This window comes from Streptomyces sp. NPDC101237, assembly GCF_044767465.1.
GTDB classification, from domain to species: Bacteria; Actinomycetota; Actinomycetes; order Streptomycetales; family Streptomycetaceae; genus Streptomyces; species Streptomyces gramineus.
On record NZ_JBIWNY010000021.1, the window covers coordinates 57,594 to 81,000 of the forward strand.

General features: G+C 71.7%; 23 protein-coding genes and 1 riboswitch. Of the genes, 4 read left to right on the forward strand and 19 right to left on the reverse strand.

Features of this window, described 5'->3' with window-relative positions; genetic code table 11:
- Positions 1-136: 136 nt before the first annotated feature.
- A complete protein-coding gene (locus ACIRQ9_RS28550) occupies positions 137-1,378 on the forward strand; it encodes a glycoside hydrolase family 18 protein (RefSeq protein WP_404179462.1) in 1,242 nt (413 codons plus the stop codon).
- A 58-nt stretch (positions 1,379-1,436) separates the two neighbouring features.
- Here the strand turns inward: ACIRQ9_RS28550 and ACIRQ9_RS28555 are convergent, their stop codons facing one another.
- The 5 genes from ACIRQ9_RS28555 to ACIRQ9_RS28575 all read right to left on the reverse strand — a co-directional run bounded on the left by ACIRQ9_RS28555 (position 1,437) and on the right by ACIRQ9_RS28575 (position 6,439).
- Positions 1,437-2,096 (reverse strand): TetR/AcrR family transcriptional regulator, encoded by a 660-nt coding sequence (locus ACIRQ9_RS28555; RefSeq protein WP_404179465.1) that lies wholly within the window; start codon positions 2,094-2,096, stop codon positions 1,437-1,439.
- 67 nt (positions 2,097-2,163) lie between these two features.
- Positions 2,164-2,301: an SCO1431 family membrane protein gene (locus ACIRQ9_RS28560; RefSeq protein ID WP_404179468.1), complete on the reverse strand. Its 138-nt coding sequence runs from the start codon at positions 2,299-2,301 to the stop codon at positions 2,164-2,166.
- A gap of 96 nt (positions 2,302-2,397) precedes the next feature.
- Positions 2,398-3,777, reverse strand: a complete 1,380-nt coding sequence (locus tag ACIRQ9_RS28565; protein WP_404179471.1) for a peptidase C39 family protein — start codon at positions 3,775-3,777, stop codon at positions 2,398-2,400.
- A gap of 165 nt (positions 3,778-3,942) precedes the next feature.
- Entirely contained in the window at positions 3,943-5,454 is a 1,512-nt protein-coding gene (locus ACIRQ9_RS28570) for an amino acid permease (protein WP_404179474.1), read from the reverse strand.
- A gap of 34 nt (positions 5,455-5,488) precedes the next feature.
- Positions 5,489-6,439 (reverse strand): hypothetical protein, encoded by a 951-nt coding sequence (locus ACIRQ9_RS28575; RefSeq protein ID WP_404179477.1) that lies wholly within the window; start codon positions 6,437-6,439, stop codon positions 5,489-5,491.
- Between the two features lie 273 nt (positions 6,440-6,712).
- Between ACIRQ9_RS28575 and ACIRQ9_RS28580 the strand changes: the two genes are divergently transcribed.
- The gene (locus ACIRQ9_RS28580) at positions 6,713-7,333 is read left to right on the forward strand and encodes a uridine kinase (RefSeq protein ID WP_404179688.1); all 621 of its coding nucleotides are present in this window, start codon (positions 6,713-6,715) and stop codon (positions 7,331-7,333) included.
- Positions 7,334-7,760: 427 nt separating this feature from the next.
- The gene (locus tag ACIRQ9_RS28585) at positions 7,761-9,620 is read left to right on the forward strand and encodes an AAA family ATPase (RefSeq protein WP_404179480.1); all 1,860 of its coding nucleotides are present in this window, start codon (positions 7,761-7,763) and stop codon (positions 9,618-9,620) included.
- A gap of 41 nt (positions 9,621-9,661) precedes the next feature.
- Here ACIRQ9_RS28585 and ACIRQ9_RS28590 read toward each other — a convergent pair whose 3' ends face one another.
- The 13 genes from ACIRQ9_RS28590 to ACIRQ9_RS28650 all read right to left on the reverse strand — a co-directional run bounded on the left by ACIRQ9_RS28590 (position 9,662) and on the right by ACIRQ9_RS28650 (position 21,562).
- Positions 9,662-10,078 (reverse strand): SRPBCC family protein, encoded by a 417-nt coding sequence (locus ACIRQ9_RS28590; protein WP_404179483.1) that lies wholly within the window; start codon positions 10,076-10,078, stop codon positions 9,662-9,664.
- A complete protein-coding gene (locus ACIRQ9_RS28595; protein WP_404179486.1) occupies positions 10,075-11,094 on the reverse strand; it encodes an aldo/keto reductase in 1,020 nt (339 codons plus the stop codon). Before ACIRQ9_RS28595 ends, ACIRQ9_RS28590 begins: the two co-directional genes overlap by 4 nt.
- Before the next feature lie 82 nt (positions 11,095-11,176).
- Positions 11,177-11,959, reverse strand: coding sequence for an aldo/keto reductase (locus ACIRQ9_RS28600; protein ID WP_404179691.1), 783 nt, complete (start codon positions 11,957-11,959; stop codon positions 11,177-11,179).
- A 345-nt stretch (positions 11,960-12,304) separates the two neighbouring features.
- The gene (locus tag ACIRQ9_RS28605) at positions 12,305-13,390 is read right to left on the reverse strand and encodes a hemolysin family protein (protein WP_404179489.1); all 1,086 of its coding nucleotides are present in this window, start codon (positions 13,388-13,390) and stop codon (positions 12,305-12,307) included.
- Positions 13,387-14,715: a hemolysin family protein gene (locus ACIRQ9_RS28610; protein ID WP_404179492.1), complete on the reverse strand. Its 1,329-nt coding sequence runs from the start codon at positions 14,713-14,715 to the stop codon at positions 13,387-13,389. Before ACIRQ9_RS28610 ends, ACIRQ9_RS28605 begins: the two co-directional genes overlap by 4 nt.
- A 256-nt stretch (positions 14,716-14,971) precedes the next feature.
- Positions 14,972-15,427: a PH domain-containing protein gene (locus ACIRQ9_RS28615; protein WP_404179495.1), complete on the reverse strand. Its 456-nt coding sequence runs from the start codon at positions 15,425-15,427 to the stop codon at positions 14,972-14,974.
- Between the two features lie 14 nt (positions 15,428-15,441).
- Complete coding sequence (hisG, locus tag ACIRQ9_RS28620) at positions 15,442-16,290, reverse strand: ATP phosphoribosyltransferase (RefSeq protein ID WP_404179498.1); 849 nt, start codon at positions 16,288-16,290, stop codon at positions 15,442-15,444.
- A gap of 49 nt (positions 16,291-16,339) precedes the next feature.
- The gene (locus tag ACIRQ9_RS28625) at positions 16,340-16,612 is read right to left on the reverse strand and encodes a phosphoribosyl-ATP diphosphatase (RefSeq protein WP_351320031.1); all 273 of its coding nucleotides are present in this window, start codon (positions 16,610-16,612) and stop codon (positions 16,340-16,342) included.
- Positions 16,613-16,646: 34 nt separating this feature from the next.
- Positions 16,647-17,132 carry a 6,7-dimethyl-8-ribityllumazine synthase gene (ribH, locus tag ACIRQ9_RS28630; RefSeq protein WP_404179502.1) on the reverse strand — a complete coding sequence of 162 codons (486 nt, stop codon included), beginning with the start codon at positions 17,130-17,132 and terminating at the stop codon, positions 16,647-16,649.
- 21 nt (positions 17,133-17,153) lie between these two features.
- Positions 17,154-18,488: a bifunctional 3,4-dihydroxy-2-butanone-4-phosphate synthase/GTP cyclohydrolase II gene (locus ACIRQ9_RS28635; protein ID WP_404179505.1), complete on the reverse strand. Its 1,335-nt coding sequence runs from the start codon at positions 18,486-18,488 to the stop codon at positions 17,154-17,156.
- A complete protein-coding gene (locus tag ACIRQ9_RS28640; protein WP_404179508.1) occupies positions 18,485-19,126 on the reverse strand; it encodes a nicotinamide riboside transporter PnuC in 642 nt (213 codons plus the stop codon). The genes ACIRQ9_RS28635 and ACIRQ9_RS28640 overlap by 4 nt, the downstream gene beginning before the upstream one ends.
- On the reverse strand, positions 19,123-19,728 hold the full coding sequence (locus tag ACIRQ9_RS28645) for a riboflavin synthase (RefSeq protein WP_404179511.1): 606 nt from the start codon (positions 19,726-19,728) through the stop codon (positions 19,123-19,125). Before ACIRQ9_RS28645 ends, ACIRQ9_RS28640 begins: the two co-directional genes overlap by 4 nt.
- Before the next feature lie 156 nt (positions 19,729-19,884).
- Positions 19,885-20,015: riboswitch (FMN riboswitch) on the reverse strand.
- A gap of 269 nt (positions 20,016-20,284) precedes the next feature.
- Positions 20,285-21,562, reverse strand: coding sequence for an ROK family transcriptional regulator (locus tag ACIRQ9_RS28650; RefSeq protein WP_404179514.1), 1,278 nt, complete (start codon positions 21,560-21,562; stop codon positions 20,285-20,287).
- A 133-nt stretch (positions 21,563-21,695) separates the two neighbouring features.
- Between ACIRQ9_RS28650 and ACIRQ9_RS28655 the strand changes: the two genes are divergently transcribed.
- Positions 21,696-22,910, forward strand: a complete 1,215-nt coding sequence (locus ACIRQ9_RS28655) for an MFS transporter (RefSeq protein ID WP_404179695.1) — start codon at positions 21,696-21,698, stop codon at positions 22,908-22,910.
- On the opposite strand, the gene ACIRQ9_RS28660 is transcribed toward ACIRQ9_RS28655, so the two are convergent.
- Entirely contained in the window at positions 22,870-23,328 is a 459-nt protein-coding gene (locus tag ACIRQ9_RS28660; RefSeq protein ID WP_404179517.1) for an acyl-CoA thioesterase, read from the reverse strand. The genes ACIRQ9_RS28655 and ACIRQ9_RS28660 overlap by 41 nt on opposite strands.
- Positions 23,329-23,407: the final 79 nt, after the last annotated feature.

Here is a 23,407-nt window from a genome sequence, read left to right on the forward strand (position 1 = left end):
ACAACATTCGCGCACCCCCAGATTGGTCCGAACCATTGACCCGACTGGTCTAGTCCTCCTAAGGTTCATGACCAACGCTTTACCGCGTTCATGCCAATCGGCGCGCGTTCCCCTCTCCCCCAGGAGGAGACACCCGATGCACATCTCCCACCGCTCCCGGTTCCGGGCGCTGGTCTCCGCGGCCTGTTGCGCCGTCCTCGGCGCCGGGCTGCTGGCCGGCGCGGGCACCGCTTCCGCCGCGGCCCCGGCCGCTCCGGCCGCTCCCCGGGTCCAGGCCGGCTCGAAGGTCGTCGGCTACTTCACGGAATGGGGCGTCTACGACCGCAAGTACCTGGTCAAGAACGTCGAGACCTCCGGCTCGGCGGCGAAGCTCACCCACATCAACTACGCCTTCGGCAACGTCACCGGCGGCAAGTGCGCGATGGGCGACTCGTACGCCGCGACCGACCGCGCCTACACCGCCGCCGAGTCGGTGGACGGGGTCGCGGACACCTGGGACCAGCCGCTGCGCGGCAACTTCAACCAGTTGCTCAAGCTGAAGAAGAAGCATCCGAACCTCAAGATCCTCTGGTCCTTCGGCGGCTGGACCTGGTCGAGCGGGTTCGGCGAGGCCGCCAGGAACCCGGCCGCCTTCGCCCAGTCCTGCTACGACCTGGTGAAGAACTCCAAGTGGGCCGGTGTCTTCGACGGCATCGACATCGACTGGGAGTACCCGAACGCCTGCGGCAACACCTGCGACACCAGTGGCCGCGACGCGTTCAGGAACCTGATGGCCGCGCTGCGCTCCAGGTTCGGCAGCGGCGCGCTGGTCACGGCCGCCATCACCGCGGACGCGACCGCCGGCGGCAAGATCGAAGCGGCCGACTACGCGGGCGCCGCCCAGTACGTCGACTGGTACAACCCGATGACGTACGACTACTTCGGAGCCTGGGACGCGACCGGGCCCACGGCCCCGCACTCGCCGCTCACCTCGTACTCGGGCATCCCCAAGGCGAACTTCTACACGTCGGCCACGATCGCCAAGCTGAGGGGCCTCGGCGTCCCGGCCTCCAAGCTGCTGCTCGGCATCGGCTTCTACGGCCGCGGCTGGACCGGTGTCACCCAGGCGGCGCCCGGCGGCTCGGCCACCGGCCCGGCGGCGGGCACCTACGAGGCGGGCATCGAGGACTACAAGGTGCTCAGGACCAAGTGCCCGGCGACCGGCACGGTGGCCGGGACCGCGTACGCCAAGTGCGGCACCAACTGGTGGAGTTACGACACCCCGGCGACCATCGCGACCAAGATGACCTACAAGAACCAGCAGGGACTGGGCGGCACGTTCCTCTGGGAGCTGAGCGGCGACACCGCGGGCGGTGAGCTGATCAAGGCCGTCAACTGACCCCCGGTCACGGGGGCTCGGGGCGGGGGTTCCACGAGACCTCCGCCCCTCTGGCCTGTCAGGCGTCCCGGCGGGCCGGTGCCGGGGCCCGGTAGGCGGGGTCCAGCTCCTCGATGGCGCGCATGGTGCCGCCGAGCGTCTTGACCAGCAGCTCGCACATGGTGTCGCGGGAGAGTTCGGGGTTGTCGATCCAGTTGAGGGTCGCGCCCTCCACGCTGCACAGCCAGGCGAGCAGGCCCATCCTGGCGAGCGGGCCGATGTCGCTGCGGCCGTAGGCGCCTTCGGCGATGGTCCCGACCATCGCCTCGCGCACCCCGTCCCGGATGGAGTGCACCTCGGCGTCGAAGCCGACGCCGCCGCTGACGATCGTGCGGTACGCGGCCTGGTGGAACTCGGCGTAGCGCAGGTAGCTGTCGATGGTCCGGTGGACGCGGTCCACCTGGGGCAGTTCGAGACCGCTGGCGGCGTAGGTGACCAGGTCCGCGACCGAGTCCTGGATGATCGCCAGGTAGTAGCCGCGCTTGGACTGGAAGTAGTAGTAGATCAGACCTTTGGCGACATGCGCCTGCCGGGCGATGTCGTCCATGGAGAGCGCGTCGTAGGAGGTGTCGGCGAACAACTTCCGGCCGATGGCGATCAGTTCGGCACGACGGGCCACGGAGCGCTCGGTGCCGCGCGCGCGGGGACGGGCGGCGGCACGCTGTTGACTAATATTCAATTTAGACCCTGGTCTCAGCAGGCTGCGCGGGACATCCGCAGTATGCCAGGTCGGGTGCGGGGTCAGGTCACAGCAGCCCGAGTTGGGTCACGAGCATGGCGACGACCACGACGAGGGCCCAGCCCATGACGTGTTCCAGGACCTTCGGGCCGTCGTCCCTGGGGCCGCCGGTACGGGCGCGGGCGGTGGCGGAGTGCGTCGTCATGCCGTCCACCATGCCACCGATTGCGGCTTTTGCGGCGGAGAGCTTGCTCACAGGACGCCGCCCTCCGGGCGGACCGGAGACCGGCGTCCCGCCCGGTCAGCGCACGCCCACCGCCGCGAGCGCCTTGAGCTGGCGCGGGCTCGGGCAGGCCGGGAAGTACAGGTAGCAGACGCCCCCGGTGCCCGAGGCGACGTTGCCGGAGGCGTTGTACCGCTTGGTCCGCAGCCAGATGTTCTCGAACTCCCGGCGCGGATAGACGCGCCGGACGGCGTCGTCGTCCACCGAGCAGGGGTCGTTGGCGATCACGTCGCCCTCGGCGGTGAAGCCGATCACCGTCATGAGGTGGCCCGAGGTGCCGTAGCCGGCGCCGGTCAGCTCGCTCGCCAGGAACGACTGGGACGTGATGGCCGGGATGCCGGCCGCGATCAGCGTCTCCAGGTCGGTGAGCGAACCGAGACGCGTTATCACGCCCTGGAGGTCCGGGTAGGTCGCCGCGTAGGCGGCGTTGAAGGGCCAGTTGCCGCAGCCCTCGTACTGGTAGTCGTAGGTGTGGCGGGCCGCGTGGCAGACCTGGGGGTCGGCGTACGACGGGTCGACCCAGGCCAGTTGGGCCGGGGTGAGCCGGCCGCCCCAGTACTCGATGATCATCTGCGAGGAGGTGGGGCTGCACCAGGCCTCGCCGCCGTTGTCGTACTGCGGGTACTGGCCCTTGTGGATCTCCTGCGAGTAGCGCGGCACCGTCAGTTCCCGCGCCCGCCCCGGCACGGAGGCGGGGACGGTGAAGCGGTCCGGGACGTCGGAGCCCATCGCGCCGAGCCGCCAGACGGTCGGGGTGAGCTCGGTGCCGGGCCTGCGGTAGAGGGTCAGGCGCAGTTGGTAGGCGGCCAGACGCAGGCCGCCGGCCGCGTCGTCGATGGCGAAGGTGTCCGTCCAGACGCTGCTCCTGCCGTCCGACTGGCCGTCCACCGAGGTCCGCTTGATGTCCTGGTCGCCCGCCGCCCAGCGGCCCATCACGTACCAGGGGGTCTCGGTGCCGTCGGAGTAGGTGCCGTGCAGTTCGACCTGGATCCAGGTGCCGGCCGGGGTGTCGGCGTTCCAGGAGGCGATGGCCTCGGTGGCGGGCACGGCGAGCCGGTGCACCGGGCCGGTCCAGGTGGCGTACTCCCACGAGGCGGTGGTGCCGGTGTGCGGGTCGGCGTAGGAGGTGGTGCCGGCCGCGGTGGCGATCACCACGCCGGGGCGCCGTCCGGCGACGGCACGGACACCCTGGGCCGAGCCGCTCCGCCAGTCCCCCTGGGTGGTCCACGCGTGGTAGTCGACCGGACGGGTCCGGGTGCGGGCGAGGTCCTCGGAGTCGGTCTCCGGCGCCGCGGTCGCGGGGGCCGCCGGGATCACGCCCTGGGCGACGGCGGCCGCGGCGACGGCGGCCGCGGCGGCCAGGACGGTTCGGCGGGACGGCTGTTCGGCTCTGCTCATGGGCGGGAGACCCCCAGGGGTGCGCGACGCTGCTGGTCCGGTGCGCCCACTATGAAGCAGCGGACATGCCCCTGCCAGCACTTTCGCCCATGCCACGCCCACCAATATTGGTCTCGTCCGCTGAAAGATCCCCGGCGCCCCGCGCCGGGGATCTCCTCGTCCGCGTCAGATCAGGTCCATGGCGGCGACCTCGTCGGGGCGGCCGTAGCTGACCGGTCCCTGGAACCTGCGGCGGGCGGTGGCGAACCACCAGACCGTGGCCACGATCAGGACGACGGCCAGGGCGATCGGCGCGTAGTTGAAGGTGTCGACGGTGATCGGCGAGGCCTGCGGCAGCATGAACAGGACGCTGCTCAGCAGGATCCAGGTCACCGCCAGCCAGCCGACCGGCTTGCTCCAGCGGCCCAGGTTCCACGGCCCCGGCCGGAACGCGTCGCCGAGCCGCAGCCGCAGGAACACCGGCACGGCGTAGGCGAGGAACAGGCCGACGACGTTGACGCTGACGATCGCGGTGAACGCCGTGTGCGACCACCAGCCCGGCACGATCAGGGCCAGCGAACAGGCCACCGCCAGCCAGACGGCCTTGACGGGCGTACGGGTGCGGGGTGACACCGAGTGCCACAGGCGGGAGCCGGGCATGGCGCCGTCCCGGGAGAAGGCGAAGATCTGCCGGGTGTTGCTGGTGAGGTTGGCGAGGCCGCAGAAGAGCATGGCGCCGATGACCACGAGCAGCATCGCCTTGGCCCAGCCCATGCCGAGTCCGTCGATGAGAATCTGGACGGGCGGCGCGGAGGACTTCGCCACCTTGTCGTAGTCGCCGATGCTGTACACGAGCGCCAGCATCAGGACGAGTCCCGTGATCGCGGAACAGCCGATCGAGCGGATGATCCCCCGGGGCGCGTTCACGGTCGCCTGGACCGTTTCCTCGGACATGTGGAAGCTGCCGTCGAAGCCGGTGAAGGTCCAGCTGGTGACCAGCAGGCCGAGCATGCCGCCGTAAAGGCCGTCGGTGAAGCCGGTGTTGTTCACGAAATGCGTCACGAAGGACGCCGACTGGTGATGGGCCGGCATCACGATCAGTGTGCTCACGATCACCACGAGTCCGATCAGCAGCCACCACACCGAAATCCGGTTCAGCACCGCGACGAGCTGCACGGTGTAGGTGTTGGCGAGTCCCTGGAGCACGATGATCAGAGCCGTGATCAGGACGGTCTGGTGGGTCGTGGGGGTGTACGAGGGCCACTGGAGGGCGAGGAAGGCCTGAAGGAAGGTGGCCGCCGCGTACCCGGTGGCGGCGGTGCCGCCGATCTGGCCCACGAAGTTCAGCCAGCCGGTGTACCAGGACCAGGCGCCCTTGTGGCGTTTGGCGAGTTTACCGGCCGAGAAATAGAGCGCGCCGCTCGTCGGATAGGCGGAGGCGACTTCCGCCATCGCGGCGCCGATGCACATCACCATCACGCAGACGCCGATCCAGCCGAACACGAGAATACGGGGCCCGCCCGCGTTCATTCCGAATCCGAAGGACGAGAAGATACCGGAGAGGATATTGATGATGGTGAAGGATATGGCAAAGTTGTCGAACGCCTGGAATCGACGGGTGAGTTTCCGTGGATAACCCATCGCATGCAGGGTCGCGTCGTCGTCGAGCGTGACGGGGTCCGCTGTGCGCTCCGGCATCTACCGGCCTTTCTCTCTGTGGGGGGGGACGGCACTACGAGGGGATGGGCAGGCCGCAGGCGCGGCGGGCCCGGGAGAGCTGCTCGGCGGGCTCGCCGAACACGCTCCAGGGCATGCGTGAGGCGTACCGCCCCATGGCGGTGAAGACCGCGCGGGCCTCGAACTCGCGCTGGGCCATGACCAGGGCGTGCGCGAGATAGGCCAGGTCGAGCACCGGGGTGAAGCGGTATCCGGCCATCGTGGGCAGCCAGTTGTGGTAGATCGACAGGGCGGTGGCGCGCCACTGCGGCTGTTCCCAGACCCGCTCGGCCAGCAGCTGGGTGGGGTTGTGGCTCTCCACCAGGGCGACCAGGGGCAGCAGCCGGATCGCGGAGTCGGCGGGTGCCCGCTGGGCGAGGAAGGCGGCGACGTCCCAGGCGGCGTTGACCGAGCCGCCGTAGCGGGTGAAGAAGAAGGACAGGAAGCGGTGGTGGGCCTCGCGGTGCCAGGGGTCGAGGGCGAGGGTGTGCGCGAACAGCCGCCAGGGGCCGGGCGGCGAGGTCAGCAGGCCGCTCGGGGCGTGGTCGTGCGGGCGGTGCAGCCGGGCCATGGCCAGCTTGGCCGCCCAGGGCGTGGGATCGGCGGGGTTCAGGGCCGAGGCGCGATCGCAGGCGGCGAGGGCGATCCGCTCCAGCGCCTCGGCGCGCTCGTCGCGGGCGTCGGCCGCGTGGATCGCCCGCTGCACGGCCACCCGTGCCCACATCAGCGCGGACTCGGGGCCCGGCTCCTCGGCCAGCCAGCGTTCGACCAGATCGGTGCCGGCCGCCTCGGAGGCCAGCACCAGCGAGCGGTGGGCGCGCAGCGCGAAGTCGGTGCGCGTCTCGGCGAGGGCCTCTCGGGCGCTGCGATATCTGCCGGCCCGCACGTCCACGCAAACACTCGCGAGCAAGCGGTCATCGGCCGCCGGATGCCATACGTACTGCCCTTCGAATAACTCCGCGGCCATCTTCCCCTGTCCGTCCCCGTTCGACGCGCCGTGCTCGCGCAGAAAGCACACTACTCAGCGGTGGCCGCACCGGGAACGTCCGATTTCGACATATCGGTCAGCGGGCCGGAAATATTGACGGCACCGCTGGAGAACGGCTCGAAATTAGTTCAAGACGCTACTTCCCCAGGGGCCGGGAGCGCCCGCTGTGCGCCGCACTACTAGAATGTCTCCGGAAAACACCCCCACGGCACGCGACACCGCACCCCGCCTCGGCACACCTCGGGACCCGTCATTCACCGCCTCGCCTCCGCGCTCCAGAGCCTGCCGCCCTCCTGCGGCCCGGTACGCCTCGTCGGCGTCGACGGGCACGCCGGTTCCGGGAAGACGACCTTCGCCGGACGGCTGGCCGCCGCGCTGGGCGGGGCGCCGGTGCTCCACCTCGACGACATCGCCAGCCACGACGAGCTGTTCGCCTGGACCGGCCGGCTGCTGGAGCAGGTGATCGAGCCGCTCGGCCGCGGCGAGACCGCTCGCTACGCGCCCTACGACTGGCGCGCCCGCGCCTTCGGTCCGCCCCGCCCGCTGCCGCCCTCCCCCGTGATCCTCGTCGAGGGTGTCGGCGCCGGCCGGCGCGCCCTGCGCCCGTTCCTGGCGCGGCTGCTGTGGATGGAGGTGCCGCGGGAGGAGTCCTGGACGCGGGGCAGGCTGCGGGACGGCGCGGAACAGCGGGAGTTCTGGGCCGGGTGGGTCGCGGCGGAACGCGCGCACTTCGCCGAGGACCCCTCACGGCCGCACTCCGACCTCCTGGTGACACAGTCACGGACGGGGTACGAGGTGCTTCCGGGGCCCGTGCACAGCGTTGGACCGGACCAGACGGTCACCCACCGTGAGGGACCGTCGGCAGTGTGGTGAACTTGTGAAGAGACGCCCGGAAGAAGTTGCCTCAGTCCCTCAACTCGGCTTGACCCAAGGGCCGTACAGGACTTACGTTCTCACTGAGCGGCCGCTGGAGGCCGCCCCGCAGACGCGAAGCCCCCGGTTGTTCCCCCGTGATCGGGGGCTTCGTTCTGCCCTTTACCCCTTTTGCACCCGCCGGGTACGCCGCCATGCTCACCCTCGGTGACCGTCCGGCGTCCGCCCGATCCGCTCCCACCTCGGCAAACGGCCTGTGCGGCACCCTTCGGCGGGCGGTGGGACCGCAGGTACGATGCCCTCGGTGCGACCTTCGAACGGCTGCTTCGCGCACCTGCAACTCCGGTCCGCGGCGCAGCGGTTCGACCAACGGCGGCCATCGGGGGGAGCCCGGGGCCAACCACGGGCACGGTTTGTGGGGGACGTGATGGATTTCGGCACGCAGGGCCCCGAGGCCCCGGCCGACCTCGCCTGGCTGCGAGGCGTGGACGCCTACACGATGGGCGCCTATCCGCAGGCGGAGGAAGAGTTCCGCGCCGCGGTACGGATGGATCCCGGCATGGCGGACGCCTGGCTCGGGCTGCACGCGCTGCGCGTCGACACGACGACCGCGCTGCTCAGGATGTTCCGGCACCGGGACCGCTTCGGTGATCAGCGCGCCCGGCACCGCCGCGCGCTCAACTCCTGGTACTGGCTCGGCTGGTGGGTGCAGCCGGTCCTGGAGAACCCGCGCGATCTGCTGCTCGCCCACGCCTCCCACTGGCTGGACGGCCGGCACGTCCCGGAACTCGACCGGGCCCTCGCCGGGCTGCCGCCGGTGGACGCCGACCCGCAGGTGCGCTTCCTGCACGCCTGCCGGGCCTACCTGGTCAAGGACTGGGAGCAGTTGGTGCGGCACACCGACCCGCTGCTGGACGATCCCATGCTGGGCATCGAGGCCGGGCTCTTCGGCGGCATGGCACGGGTCCGCCTGGAGATGTACGGCCAGGCCGAACCGCTCCTCTCCGCGGCCCTGATGCGCTGCCGCAGCGAGCAGCCGCAGCGCAAGGAGCTGCGCTACTGGCTGGCCCGGGCGCACGAGGGCACCGGCCGCAGCGCCGCCGCGCTCCCCCTCTACCGGGCCGTCCACCGGGTGGACCCCGCGTTCATGGACACCTCGGCGCGGCTGGCCGCGATCGCCGAGGGCGACGGGTACGACGACAGCGCCGACCTCGCGGCGATCACGCTCAGCGGCGCCGGGCAGGACGTCGTGGACGGCCCCGACCTGCTCGACCCGCTCTTCGGCGCCGAGAGCCGGGACCTGCGGTTCGGTGAGGCCGAGCCGCCGGCCGGCGCGATGCCCTCGGTGGTCGATCCCGCCGTGCGCGAGAAGGTCATGGCCTCGCCGCCGCTGCCGGCCGGGCCGACCGATCCCGCGCTGTTGGAGGAGGCGCTCGCCGAACTGGAGCGCATGGTCGGACTCGAACCGGTGAAGCGGCAGGTCAAGGCGCTCTCCGCGCAGTTGAACATGGCCCGGCTGCGGGCCGGCCAGGGGCTGCCGGTGCAGCCGCCCAAGCGCCACTTCGTCTTCTCCGGCCCCTCGGGCACCGGGAAGACCACGGTCGCGCGGATCCTCGGCCGGGTGTTCTACGCGCTCGGGCTGCTGGGCGGCGACCACCTGGTGGAGGCCCAGCGGGCCGATCTGGTCGGCGAGTACCTCGGCCAGACCGCCGTGAAGGCGAACGAACTGATCGACTCCGCGATCGGCGGGGTGCTCTTCGTCGACGAGGCGTACTCCCTGTCCAACTCCGGCTACGGCAAGGGCGACGCGTACGGCGACGAGGCGCTGCAGGTGCTGCTGAAGCGGGCCGAGGACAACCGCGACCACCTGGTGGTGATCCTGGCCGGCTACCCGGAGGGCATGGACCGGCTGCTGGCCGCCAACCCCGGGCTCTCCTCCCGCTTCACGAGCCGCGTGGACTTCCCCTCCTACCGGCCGCTGGAGCTGACCTCGATCGGCGAGGTGCTGGCCGGGGAGAACGGGGACGCGTGGGACGAGGAGGCGCTGGAGGAGCTGCGGTCGATCGCCGGACACGTGGTCGAGCAGGGCTGGATCGACGAGCTGGGCAACGGGCGGTTCCTGCGGACGCTGTACGAGAAGAGCTGCGCCTACCGGGACCTGCGGCTGTCGGTGTATCCCGGCGCGCTGTCGCGGGACGACCTGGCGACGTTACGGCTGCCCGACCTGATGCAGGCCTACGGAGAGGTGCTGTCGGGGCGGGCACCGCAGGATCCCGCCGGGATGTAGGAGCGGGCCGGGGCCGCGCCGGTCCCGGCCCGCTCCCCCGGTCAGCCGGCGAGGGTCTCCGCCAGGGCGGCCAGGCCGTCCCGGTAGATGCCGTCGAAGAGGGCACTCGCCTCGGCGTCGGTGACGCCGTCCGCGGTGAACGTGCCCGACCATTCCACCCGGCATCCGCCGTCGCCGCGGTCGACGACCCGGAGCGTGGAGCGGTAGTCCTTGACGGGGAAGGGTGCCCGCTCGATCGAGTAGGTGTAGGTGCGGGCCGACTCGTCGAAGGTTTGGAGGCGTTCGACGATGACCTCGCCGTCGGCGGTGGTCAGCGTGCGCAGCCGGCCGCCCTCGCCCGGGCGGCTCCTGGTGATGTACGGCAGCCAGTCGGGCAGTGCGTCGAACCCGCCGATGAGCTTCCAGACCTGGTCGGCGGAGCGCCGCACGTCGAGGGTGGCGCGGGCGGCGGCGGTCACGAGGCCTCCCCGAGCGGCACCGGCGCGTCGTGCGCGATGATCTTGTGTTCGCGCAGGGCCTTCCAGAAGGCGTACGGCATGGGCTCGACGAGCGCGGCGAGGTCCTCGGCGATGCGGCTGGGCCGGGTCGCGCCGGGGATGGCCGCGGCGACGGCCGGGTGGGCCAGCACGAACTGGAGGGCGGCGGACTTGATGCCGACGCCGTGCTGCCGCGCGAGCGTCTTGATCGTGCCGACCTTCTCGACGATGTGCGCGGGCGCCTCGGCGTACTCGAAGTGGCTGCCGCCGGCGAGGATGCCGGAGCTGTAGGGGCCGCCGACGACGATGTCGACGCCCTGCTCGGCCGCGGCGGGCAGCAGGCGCTGGAGGGCGCGGGCGTGGTCGAGCAGCGTGTACCGGCCGGCCAGCAGGAACGCGTCGGGGCGCGGCTCCTCCAGGTCGAGCGTCATCTCCAGCGGCTCGACCTTGTTGACGCCGATGCCCCAGGCCTTGATGACGCCTTCCTCGCGCAGCCGGGTCAGGGCGCGGAACGCGCCGGTACGGGCGCTCTCGTACATGGCGATCCACTCGTCGCCGTAGAAGTCCTGGGCGATGTCGTGCACCCAGAGGATGTCGATGCGGTCCGTCCCGAGGCGCTTCAGGCTGTCCTCGACGGAGCGCAGCGTCGCGTCGGCGCTGTAGTCGTTGACCACCTTGTTGGGGCGTCCGTGCTCGAACAGGGCGCCCTTCTCGCCGAGTGCGCGGGACGCCGGGTCCTCGACCTCGTCGAGGATGATCCGGCCGACCTTGGTGGACAGGACGTATTCGTCGCGCGGCTTGCCGGCCAGGACCTCGCCGAGCCGTAGCTCCGCCAGGCCCGCTCCGTACAGGGGCGCGGTGTCGAAGTAGCGGATGCCCTGGTCCCAGGCGGCCTGCACGGTGGCGGCGGCCTCTTCGTCGGGGATGGCGCGGAACATGTTGCCGAGCGGTGCGGTGCCGAAGCCGATGCGGCCCGGCAGGAAGGAGCGGATGCTCATGAGGGTGCCTCGATCCGTCGTGCGGCGTGGGGGGTGGGACGCGGGGGCGCGTCGCCGGTGGGCCGGCTTCCCCGGTCGCGGGTCAGTTGAGGGTGTCGGGGTCCGGGCCGATGCGCATGCCGCGGTCGAGCCCGGTGAGGGCGTCGATCTCCTGCGGGCTGAGTTCAAAGCCGAACACGTCGGCGTTCTCGCGGATACGGGCGTCCGTGACCGACTTGGGGATGACCACGTTGCCGATCTGCAGGTGCCAGCGCAGCACGACCTGGGCCGGGGTCCTGCCGTGCTCGGCGGCGATCGCGGTGACCGCGTCGTCCTTGAGGACGGCGCCCTGGGCGAGCGGGCTCCAGGCCTCGGTGACGATGCCGTGCCGGGCGTGGAATGCGCGCAACTCGGCCTGCTGGAGGCCGGGGTGCAGCTCGATCTGGTTCACGGCGGGGACCACGGAGGCCGCGCCGAGCAGGCGCTCCAGGTGGGCGGGCTGGAAGTTGGAGACGCCGATGGCACGGGTGCGTCCGTCGGCGTACAGCTTCTCCAGCGCGCGCCAGGTGTCGAGGTACAGGTCACGGGCCGGGGTCGGCCAGTGGATGAGGTACAGGTCGACGTGGTCGAGGCCGAGCCGGTCGAGGGAGGCGTCGAAGGCGGCGAGCGTGGAGTCGTGGCCCTGCTCGCTGTTCCACAGCTTGGTGGTCACGAAGAGTTCGTCGCGGGCGATGCCGGAGTCGGCGAGCGCCTGGCCGACTCCGCGTTCGTTGCCGTAGACGGCGGCGGTGTCGATGCTGCGGTAGCCGGCCCGCAGGGCCCCGGCGACGGCGGCCGTGGTCTCCTCGTCGGGGACCTGGAAGACACCGAAGCCGAGCTGCGGCATGGTGACGCCGTTGTTGAGGGTGACGTCGGGGATGGAGGTCACGATGTTCTCCCTGTCCTTGTCGATCTCGCCGGCCGGGGCGGCGGCCGATCGTCCGTGGGTACGTAGTCGATGGTCCGTGCTGCAGGGCGTCGGCGCGCGGTCAGCGGCGCGCGGTACGGCGGGAGCCGGCGACGGGGCCCGGCAGCACGACCGCCGCCTACGTTAGTTGCAGGCGCCGATTAATTGCAAACGCGGTATAGCGGCGTACGCGGATCGGGAGACCGGGGAGCGGAGAGACGGATCGGGGAGCGAACAAAAGAGCCGCGGGACCGGTCGGCACCGGTCCCGCGGCTCTCGTGGGCATCAGCCGACGGCCACCTCTTCTGGTTCTCCGCTGGCCCGCGGCTCGGGCGGCCTGGTCGGCCGCTCTTCGCGGTGGGCCGGGTCCGTGACCTCGCCGACCAGCAATTCCAGCACGTCCTCCAGGGCCGCCAGCCCCAGCACGCGGCCCTGGGCGTCGGCCACCTGCGCGAGATGCGTCGCCGCCCGGCGCATGACCGTGAGCGCGTCGTCCAGGGGCAGCTCGGCCCGCAGGGTCGTCATCGGGCGCCACAGCTGCTGCGGCACCGCCCGGTCCGAGTCCTCCAGGTCGAGTACGTCCTTGACGTGCACATAGCCCATGAACGCGCCGGACTCGACGGCGACCGGGAAACGGGAGAACCCCGTCCGGGCGGTCAGCTCGACGATCTGGCCCGGGGTGACCGACGGCGGCACCGTGATCAGGGACTCGCGCCGCAGCAGGACGTCCGTGACCGGGCGGGAGCCCAGTTCCAGCGCGTCCTCCAGGCGCTCCTGCTCCTCCGGGTCGAGAAGGCCCGCCTGGCCGGAGTCCTCCAGGAGCCGGTTGAGCTGCTCGCTGGTGACGACGGCCTCGACCTCGTCCTTCGGCTCCACCCGGAACAGCTTCAGGATGCCCTGGGCGCAGGCGCCCAGGGCCACCGTGATCGGCCGGCAGACCCGGGCGAAGGCCACCAGGCCGGGGCTCAGCCACAGCGCCGCCTTCTCGGGCGCCGCCATCGCCAGGTTCTTCGGCACCATCTCGCCGATGACCAGGTGGAAGAAGACGACTCCGGCGAGCGCGATCACGTAGCCCAGCGGATGGATCACGCCGTCCGGCAGCCGCACCGCCTCGAACAGCGGTTCCAGCAGGTGCGCCACCGTCGGCTCGGCGACCGCGCCGAGCGTCAGCGAGCAGACGGTGATGCCGAACTGGGCGGCGGCCATCATCTGCGGGAGGCGCTCCAGGCCGTAGAGCACCTGGCGGGCCCTGGCCGTGCCCAGCGGCTCGATCTGGCTGCGGCGGACCGAGACCAGCGCGAACTCGGCGCCCACGAAGAAGCCGTTGGCGAGGACCAGCAGGGCCGCGAGGACCAGTTGGAGGACGCTCATCGGACGGCCTCCGCGACGGCGGGGGCGGTGCGGACCAGGCGGACCCGCTCGGCTCGGTAGTGGCCGACCCGGCGGACCGAGAGCCGCCAGCCGGGCAGCTCGGCCCGGTCACCGGGCGCCGGGATCCGGCCGAGGAGGTCGGCGACCAGGCCGGCGACCGTCTCGTACGGACCCTCGGGCACGTCGAGGCCTATCCGCTGGAGGATGTCGACGCGGACACTGCCGTCGACGTCCCAGGCGGGCCTGCCGTCCTGGGGCGGGGCGGCCGCGAGTTCCGGTGCGTCCGGGCTGTCGTGCTCGTCGCGGACCTCGCCGACGAGTTCCTCGACGATGTCCTCCAGGGTGACCACCCCGGCCGTGCCGCCGTACTCGTCGACGACGACCGCGATGGGCTGCTCGGAGCGGAGCCGGGCGAGCAGCGGCTGCACCGGAAGGGTCTCCGGGACCAGCAGCGCCTTGCGGGCGATGCGGCCGACGGGGGTGCGCAGCCGGTCGTGGACCGAGACGGCCAGGGCGTCCTTGAGGTGGGCCATGCCCACGATCTCGTCGATCTTCTCCCGGTAGACCGGGAAGCGGGACAGGCCGGTGGCCCGGGTGAGGTTGACCACGTCCTCGGCGGTCGCCGAGTCCTGGAGCGCGCTGACCTTCACGCGCGGGGTCATGACGTGCTGTGCGGTCAGCTCGCCCAGGGACAGGGTGCGCACGAACAGGTCGGCGGTGTCCTGTTCCAGGGCGCCGGCCTGCGCCGAGTGCCGGGCCAGCGAGACCAGCTCGCCCGGGGTGCGGGCGGAGGCCAGTTCATCGGCGGGTTCGACACCGAGGGCGCGTACCAGCCGGTTGGCGACCGTGTTCAGCGCGGCGATGACCGGGCGGAACAGGCGCGAGAAGCGGGCCTGCGGGCCGGCGACGAAGCGCGCCACCGTGAGCGGCTTGGAGACCGCCCAGTTCTTCGGCACGAGCTCGCCGATCACCATCTGGATGGCCGAGGCCAGCAGCATGCCGATGACGACGGAGATTCCGTTCACCGCGCCCTCGGGCAGGCCGAGCGCGGTGAACGGGCCGTGCAGGAGCGCGGCCAGCGCCGGTTCGGCGAGCATGCCGACGACCAGCGAGGTGATGGTGATGCCCAGCTGGGTGCCGGAGAGCTGGAAGGAGAGTTCCTTCAACGCCTCGACGACCGTGCCGGCGCGCTTGTCGCCGTCGGCGGCGGCCTTCTCGGCCTCGGGTCGCTCCACGGTCACCAGGCCGAACTCGGCGGCCACGAAGAAACCGTTGGCGAGGATGAGGAGGAACGCGGCTGCCAGGAGCAGCAGGGGGGTGGTCATGATGCCGCCGCCTCCGAAGCCTCGCGGAACCCGCACGGGCGGTCCGCGGTATGTCGGGAGGGGGCGGCGCAGGTACTACAGGACGATCCGTCCATCGCCGGAGAGGGTCACTCCTCGGGTAGCAGGAACCCCTGTGCGCCGGGCGCGCGACAGGGGTGGAGGCGGGACGTGAAAAGCCTCCGCCAACAGATTAATCAAGACCGGGCCCACTAGGGCAGGGTGGACGACCCCGAGACGGCCCCGAAGTTGCGTGATTTCAGCCCTGGTGCTGTTCGGGGCCGTGGCTCGCGCGGGCCTCGGCGAGGGCCCGCAGGGCCTTGGCGTCGGCGATGGCGCGCTGTCTGGCGACGCCCGGCTGGATGCCGAGCGCGGGCAGGCTGGTGCCGTCGGTGAGGTCCAGGAACACCCACGGGTCACCCGGGCGGAGGTTCACCTGGACGATCTCCGCCCACTCCAGACGCCGCCTGCTGGCCACGTTGACCACGGTGACGCCGGACTCGTCGGCGACCACCTTCACCCGGGCCAGCAGGGCCAGCACCCAGAAGATCAGCGCGCCGGTCAGGATGAAGCTGAGCTGCTCCCCCGGGCCGAGCTGTTCGAGGAGCAGCGCGACCGCGGTGATGGTGGCGAACATGGCGGCACCCGCGGTGAGCAGGATCACGCGCGTGTGGCCCGGCCGGAAGGTGACGGGGAGGGAAGGAAGGTCGGACATCTCTCGCGGGCGTTTCAGAGGCGGCAGGCGTGGATGGCCGTGGTCAGGATGGCGCGGGCGCCGATGTCGTACAGATCGTCCATGATCCGCTGCGCGTCCTTGGTGGGGACCATGGCGCGGACGGCGACCCAGCCCTCGTTGTGCAGCGGGGAGACGGTCGGCGACTCCAGGCCCGGGGTGAGGGCGACGGCCTTCTCCAGCTGCTCGACCCGGCAGTCGTAGTCCATCATCACGTAGGTGCGGGCGACCAGGACGCCCTGGAGGCGGCGCAGGAACTGCTGGACCTTGGGTTCCTCGACGCCGGCGCCGGCCCGGCGGACGACGATCGCCTCGGAGGTCATGATCGGCTCGCCGAAGACCTCAAGGCCCGCGTTGCGCAGCGAGGTGCCGGTCTCGACGACGTCGGCGATGACCTCGGCGACACCGAGTTCGATGGCGGTCTCGACGGCGCCGTCCAGGTGGACGACGGACGCGTCGACGCCGCTGTCGGCGAGGTGCTTGGCGACGATGCCCTCGTAGGAGGTGGCGACCGTCTTGCCCGCGAGGTCGTCCAGGCTCTCGGCCGCGCCGGGCTTGGAGGCGAAACGGAAGGTGGACCGGGCGAAGCCGAGCGGCAGGATCTCCTCGGCGCGGGCGCCGGAGTCGATGAGCAGGTCACGGCCGGTGATGCCGATGTCCAGGCGGCCGGAGGAGACGTAGATCGCGATGTCCCGGGGCCGCAGGTAGAAGAACTCGACGTCGTTGACCGGGTCGACGGTGCGCAGTTCCTTGGACTCCCGGCGCTGCCGGTAGCCGGCCTCGTGCAGCATGTCCGCCGCAGGTCCTGAGAGGGAACCCTTGTTGGGGACGGCGATGCGCAGCATGAGGTCGGCTTCCTTTGCTCGGGTTGAAGGGGTCGGGTCGGAGAAGGTTCTACAGGTGGGAGTAGACGTCGTCCAGCGAGATCCCGCGGGCGACCATCATCACCTGCACGTGGTAGAGGAGCTGCGAGATCTCCTCGGCAGCGGCCTCCTTGCCCTCGTACTCGGCGGCCATCCAGACCTCGGCGGCCTCTTCGACGACCTTCTTGCCGATGGCATGGACCCCCTTCCCGACCAGTTCGGCGGTGCGGGACGTGGCGGGGTCGCCGTGGGCGGCCTTGTGCTGGAGCTCGGTGAAGAGCTCCTCGAAAGTCTTGTTGGACATGGTGTGCGCCAGACTACGCCACACCCCGCGTCGCTCAGTGCCAGGGTTCGGATACCGAGCGGAGCGTGGCCGCCGTCGCCACCGCCGCCGTCACCGCCTCGTGGCCCTTGTCCTCGTGGGAGCCCTCCAGGCCCGCCCGGTCCAGGGCCTGCTCCTCGTTGTCGCAGGTGAGCAGGCCGAAACCGACCGGCACACCGGTCTCGACGGAGACCTGGGCGAGGCCCTGGGTGACGCCCTGGCACACGTACTCGAAGTGGGGGGTGCCGCCACGGATGACGACACCGAGCGCGACCACCGCGTCGTAGCCGCGGCCCGCGAGGACCTTGGCGGCGACCGGGAGTTCCCAGCTGCCGGGGACCCGCAGCAGGGTCGGCTCGTCGATTCCCAGGTCGCGCAGGGCGCGCAGCGCGCCGTTCACCAGACCGTCCATCACCTTCTCGTGCCACTGGGCCGCGATGACCGCGACCCGCAGGTCGCTGACATTGCGTACGGACAGTTCCGGTGCACCCTTGCCGCTCACGTCTCTCCTCGGTTCTGTTCTTTACTGGTTGCCGCAGCCGGACACCGCGGGGGCGTCCAGCCAGGGCAGGTCGTGACCCATCCGGTCCCGCTTGGTGCGCAGGTAGCGGAGGTTGTGCTCGCCCGCCTGCACGGGCATCGGCTCCCGGCCGCTGACCTGGATGCCGTGGCTGAGCAGCGCGTCGCTCTTGTCGGGGTTGTTGGTCATCAGCCGCACGCGGCGCACCCCGAGGTCGGCCAGGATCTGCGCGCCGGCGCCGTAGTCGCGGGCGTCCGCGGGCAGGCCGAGCTCCAGGTTGGCGTCCAGGGTGTCGCGGCCGCGCTCCTGGAGTTCGTAGGCGCGCAGCTTGGACAGCAGTCCGATGCCGCGGCCCTCGTGGCCGCGCAGGTAGACGACGACGCCCCGGCCCTCGTCCTGGATGCGGTCCAGGGCGGCGTCCAGCTGGGGGCCGCAGTCGCAGCGGGCCGAGCCGAAGACGTCTCCGGTGAGGCATTCGGAGTGGACCCGCACGAGGACGTCCTCGCCGTCGCCGATCTCGCCGTGGACGAGGGCGACGTGCTCGACGCCGTCGATGGTGGAGCGGTAGCCGTACGCCGTGAACGTCCCGTGCGCGGTGGGGAGGTTGACCTCGGCCTCGCGGCGGACGGTGGGCTCGGCGGAGCGGCGGTAGGTGATCAGGTCGGCGATGGAGATGATCGTCAGGCCGTGCTTGCGGGCGAACGGGATCAGCTCGGGGAGCCGGAGCATCCGGCCGTCCTCGCCGGCGATCTCGACGATGGCGCCGGCCGGGCGCAGGCCCGCGAGCCGGGCCAGGTCGACGGCGGCCTCGGTGTGGCCGTTGCGGGTGAGGACGCCGCCGGGCCGGGCGCGCAGCGGGAAGACGTGGCCGGGGCGGACGAAGTCGGCGGGCCCGGCGTCGCCGCCGGCCAGCAGCCGCAGGGTGGCCGCGCGGTCGGCGGCGGAGATGCCGGTGGTGACGCCGTGCGCGGCGGAGGCGTCCACGGAGACGGTGAACGCGGTCTTCATGGACTCGGTGTTGTCCTCGACCATCTGCGGCAGCCGGAGCCGGTCGAGTTCGGCGCCCTCCATCGGGGCGCAGATCAGGCCGCGGCACTCGCTCATCATGAAGGCGATGATCTCGGGGGTGGCCTTCTCGGCGGCGATGACGAGGTCGCCCTCGTTCTCGCGGTCCTCGTCGTCGACGACGACGATCGGGCGGCCGGCCGCGATGTCGGCGATGGCGCGCTCGACGGGGTCGAGGGTGAGGTCCTCGACGTCGTCGGTGCCGTAGAGGACGGGAGGGACGGCGCGCAGCGCCTCGACCGGGGTGGTGGCCGGCGACGGGATGGCGGTCATGCGGGTGCTCCTTCCAGAGCGGGCCGCGGGCCCTGGCGGGAGCGCAGCCACCAGTCGCGCATGCCCCACAGGACGAGCGCGCCGTAGATGACGTAGACGAAGCCGGAGAAGGCGTAGCCGTTGGCGAAGTTGAGGGGGACGCCGACCAGGTCGACCAGGAGCCAGGCGATCCAGAACTCGACCATGCCCCGGGCCTGGGCGTACATGGCGACGACGGTGCCGACGAAGATGTAGGCGTCGGGCCAGGGGTCCCAGGACAGGGACGGGTAGGCCTTGAAGAGCAGGGCGACGGCGACGGTGCCCGCGGCCGCGGCGGCGGTCATCGCGCCGCGCTCGCGCCAGGTGGCGAACCGGGGCGTGATGTGGCCGTCGGTGCCCTCGCCCCTGCTGCGGTTCCACTGCCACCAGCCGTAGAGCGCGACCGTCATGACGACGGCCTGCTTGCCGGCGCTGCCGGTCAAGTGGCCGTAGAAGGCGCCGAAGAGGATGAGGCCGGAGGCGAACTGGACCGGCCAGCTCCACAGGTTGCGGCGCCAGCCGAGGGCGAGGGCGGCCAGGCCGAGTATGTTGCCGATCATGTCCGACCAGAGGATGTGCTGGCCGAACAGGACGAAGGCCTCGGAGTTCAGCGCGTTCACTTGCCCGCTCCCGGCACGTTCGCGAGCAGGCGCTCGACGTACTTGGCGACGACGTCGACCTCCAGGTTGACGGGGTCGCCGGGCTGCTTGAGGCCGAGGGTGGTGAGGTCGAGGGTGGTCGGGATGAGGCTGACCGTGAAGTGGTCGGCGCCGGCCTCGACGACGGTGAGGCTGATGCCGTCGACCGTGATGGAGCCCTTCTCCACGACGTAGCGGGCGAGGTCCGCGGGGAGCGAGACCTTGACGATCTCCCAGTTCTCGGACGGGGTCCTGGAGAGCACCTGACCGGTGCCGTCGACATGGCCCTGCACGATGTGGCCGCCGAGCCGGGAGCCGACCGCGGTGGGGCGCTCCAGGTTGACGCGGGAGCCGACGCCGAGCGCGCCGAGGGAGGAGCGCTTCAGGGTCTCCTGCATGACGTCGGCGGTGAACTCGTCACCCTCGTGTTCCACGACGGTCAGACAGACGCCGTTCACGGCGATGGAGTCGCCGTGCTGTGCGCCCTCGGTCACCACGGGGCCACGGAGCCGGAAACGGGAGGCGTCGCCGAGGTTCTCGACGGCGGTGATCTCACCCAGCTCTTCGACGATTCCGGTGAACACTTCCCGGGTCCTCCTGCCACATAGGGGCACGGACTCCGGGGCCTGTCGACGAACGACAGAAAGGACGGAAGAGCACACCGGGAGCGACGCCGACAAGGTCCCGCCCATGAGGGACGAGACCAGATACGGCGGCGCGCACGAAGACATGCTCGCCCGCCGCGCACTGCCTCCCATCCGGACTTTAACCGTCGGTCCAGGAATTTCACCTGGTCAACCGGCCGCTGGAAGCGGACGGGTCGCGGACTGTAACCGCCGGTTCGGAGTTTCACCGACCCCGGAGTGCGCTGCTTCTGGTACAGGGCCAGTGTGCCACGCCGGGCAAGGGTCCATGCGGGGCGACCGTGTGGGGTGCCTCACAGACCGTGCCGCTGGACTTCCCCCATGGCCCGCCTTATGCGCAGCGACGGCCCAACAGGCCCTCCAACCAGGCAACTTGACTTGATCCGCAGCTCTTGACCCTACTGGTCTAGTCCATTTATCGTTCGGGCGGGCCCGGCGGCGGTGACGACGGCCCTTGCCCGTCGCCGGGTCGCCCACCAGGGCGGTCACGGTCGGTTCAGCGTTCCCGTGGTGCGAACAGTTCGTCCTGCGCTCGCTCCCGCGCCGTCAGCAGCGCTCCGCGCAGCACGGCCTCGCCGCCGAGGACGCTCGCCCGGACCTCGGTGGCCAGCGGGGACATCCGGCGCAGCCGTTCCTCCACGCGGGTGGCGAGCGCGGTGCCGCCGGCCGCGCCGATCTCGCCGCCGAGGACCACACGGCCGGGGTCCAGGACCGCGACGACCGCGGCGACGCCCACGGCGACGCGGTCGGCGAGGGCGTCGAGGAAGCCCGCCTCGGGGGACGCCGGGGAGGGTGGACGGCCGTCCGCGGGGTGGTCTCCGCCGGCACCACGACGCCCGCGAGACACCTCGCCGCTCTCCCCCGCGCCCAGGACCGCCTCACCGACCAGGGCCGCCGCGGCGGTCGCCGGGCCCGTCGACCCCGCTGGGCGCAGACCGTGTCGTCCGGCCAGTTCGGTGATCGCCGCCGCGGCGACCAGGGAGTGGTAGCCGCCGGCGCAGTCCGTCGCCGACGGGAGTCCTGACGTGCCGGGCACCGGCAGGAAGCCGATCTCACCCGTGCCGCCGGAGGCGCCCCGGCGCAGGCTGCCGTCCAGGACGACGGCGGCGCCGCAGCCGTGCCCCAGCCACAGCAGCACGAAGGTGTCCCGGTCGCGGGCCGCGCCCTCGCGCTGTTCGGCCAGGGCGGCCAGGTTGGTCTCGTTCTCGACGCTGACCCGGGCCTGCGGGAACCGCTCCTGGACGGCGGCGACCAGCCGGCGGTGCCAGGCGGGCAGGCCCGCCGAGTCGCGGAGTTCGCCGCTCGCCGGGTCGACGAGCCCGGGCGCCCCGATGCCGACGGTGTGCAGCCGCCCGCCGCCGGACGCCGCCGCCTTCCGCGCGGTCCGCTCGACCAGTCCGACCGCCTGTTCGACGGCGGCGGCCTCGCCGGCCTCCGACCCGACCGGCACCGATCCCTCCGCCAGCACCCGCCCGACCAGGTCGGACACCAGGACCGAGACGCTCTCGGTGCGGATGTCGAGGGCGGCGAGGCAGGCACGGTCGGCGACGATGCCGTAGAGCCGGGCGTTCGGCCCGCGGCGCTGTTCGCCGGACTCGCCGACCACCGCGATCAGGCCGGAGGCGGTGAGCCGTTCGACGAGGTCGGCGACGGTGGGCCGGGACAGCCCGGTCAGCTGTTTCAACTGCCCCGCCGTCAGCGCGCCTTCCTGCTGGAGCAGGGCGAGGGCGAGCCGGTCGTTGATGGCCCGGGCGGTGCTCGGTGATGCGGGCATGACGGGCATCCTCCCAGATCGGCGCGGCCCGGGACGGCCGCTTCGCTCTCTATCTATCAGGAAGGGTCCCTGATAGTTTACGGCGCGACAGCGGGGCGGCACCCACCCGGGGAGGGGCAGGACCATGAGAGCCATGGACAGCGGGCACCACGAGCGGCAGGAGGTGAAGCGGGCGCGGTACGCCGTCGCGGCCGTGTTCACCGTGCACGGTGCGGTCACCGGCTCGTTCGCGACCCGGGTGCCCTGGATCCAGGAGCACGCGGGCCTGGGCGCCGGACAGCTCGGTCTCGCCCTCGCGTTCACCGCGTTCGGCGCCTCGTGCTCGATGCCGCTGGCGGGCCGGATCAGTCATCGCTTCGGCAGCCGTACCGCCCTGCGCGGCCTGATCGCGATGTGGACCCTGTCGCTGGTCCTGCCGTCCCTGGCGCCGAACCTCTACACGCTCTGCCTGGCGATGTTCGTCTACGGCGCCAGCGCGGGCATGTCCGACGTCGCGATGAACGCCCTCGGGGTCGAGGTGGAGCGGCTGCTCGACAAGTCGATCATGTCGGGACTGCACGGCATGTGGAGCGCGGGCGCCCTGATCGGTTCGGCGGCGGGCACCCTGGCCGCGCACCTCGGTTCGGACGCCCGGCTGCACTTCGCGCTGGCCGCCGCCACCCTCACGGTGCTCGGTGTACTGGCGGCCGGCTGGGTGCTGGACCTCCAGCCCGCCGAGGACGAGGAGCCGCCGCCGCGGTTCGCGCTGCCGCCCCGGTCGGCCCTGCTGATCGGCGCGGTCGGCTTCTGCGCGGTGTTCGCCGAAGGCGCGAGCCTGGACTGGTCGGCGGTGTTCCTGCGGGACCGGATGGACAGTTCGGCGGGGCTCGCGGCGGCCACCACCACCGGATTCATGCTGACCATGGCGGTCGCCCGGATCAGCGGGGACGCCGTGGTCAACCGTTTCGGCACGGTGCGTACGGTGCGCGCGGGCGGGGTGCTGGCCGCGTTCGGCGGTCTGCTGATCGTCCTCGCCGGGAATCCGGCGGTGGCGATGACCGGGTTCGCGCTGATGGGTCTCGGCATCGCCGTCGTCGTACCGCTGTGCTTCGCGGCGGCCGGGCACGCCGGGCCGAATCCGAGTCAGGCGATCGCGGGCGTCGCGACCATCACCTACACCTCGGGGCTGGTCGCGCCCAGCCTGATCGGCGGGGTGGCCCAGGCGACCAGCCTGGTGGTGTCGTTCGGCGTGGTCACGGCGCTCACCTGCGGCCTGGTGGTGTTCGCGGGCGTGCTGCGGGCCGGGGACCGCGGCACGCGCGCGGAGGTCAGTCCGCCGGCCGCAGCAGTTCCCGGCCCGCGGCCCTGAAGCGCTCGCTCCAGGGCGCGGGGCGCAGGGTGGCCGCGTCCAGCCGGACCAGGACCCGGGTGCCGTGCGCGTAGGTGGTCGCGCCGTCCGCCGAACAGAACCGGAAGCCGTAGGTCAGCCCCGTGGTGCCGAGCCGTTCCAACCACAGGTGGACGGCGTAGGCGCCCGGCCGGGTGACCGGGGCCTGGTAGCCGATGCGGAGTTCCTTGACCGCGTTGCAGGCGTCCTCGGCCGCGGCCCAGTCGCCCTCGAAGGCGAAGCCGTGCCCCTGCCACAGTTCGGCCCAGGCCCGCTCGACCATCACGGGGTAGCGGGCGTTGTGGAGCAGCCCGAGCGCGTCCAGGTCGTCGAAGTGGACGGTGACGGGGACGAGCCGTCCGTGGGACAGGGCGGGCGCGGTCGGGGCTTCGGCGGTCACGGGTGGGGCTCCTGGGCGGTGCTGGCGTATCGCTGGCCTTCAGCTGACGCCAGTCTAAGCGAGCGCTCAGGATCCCCCT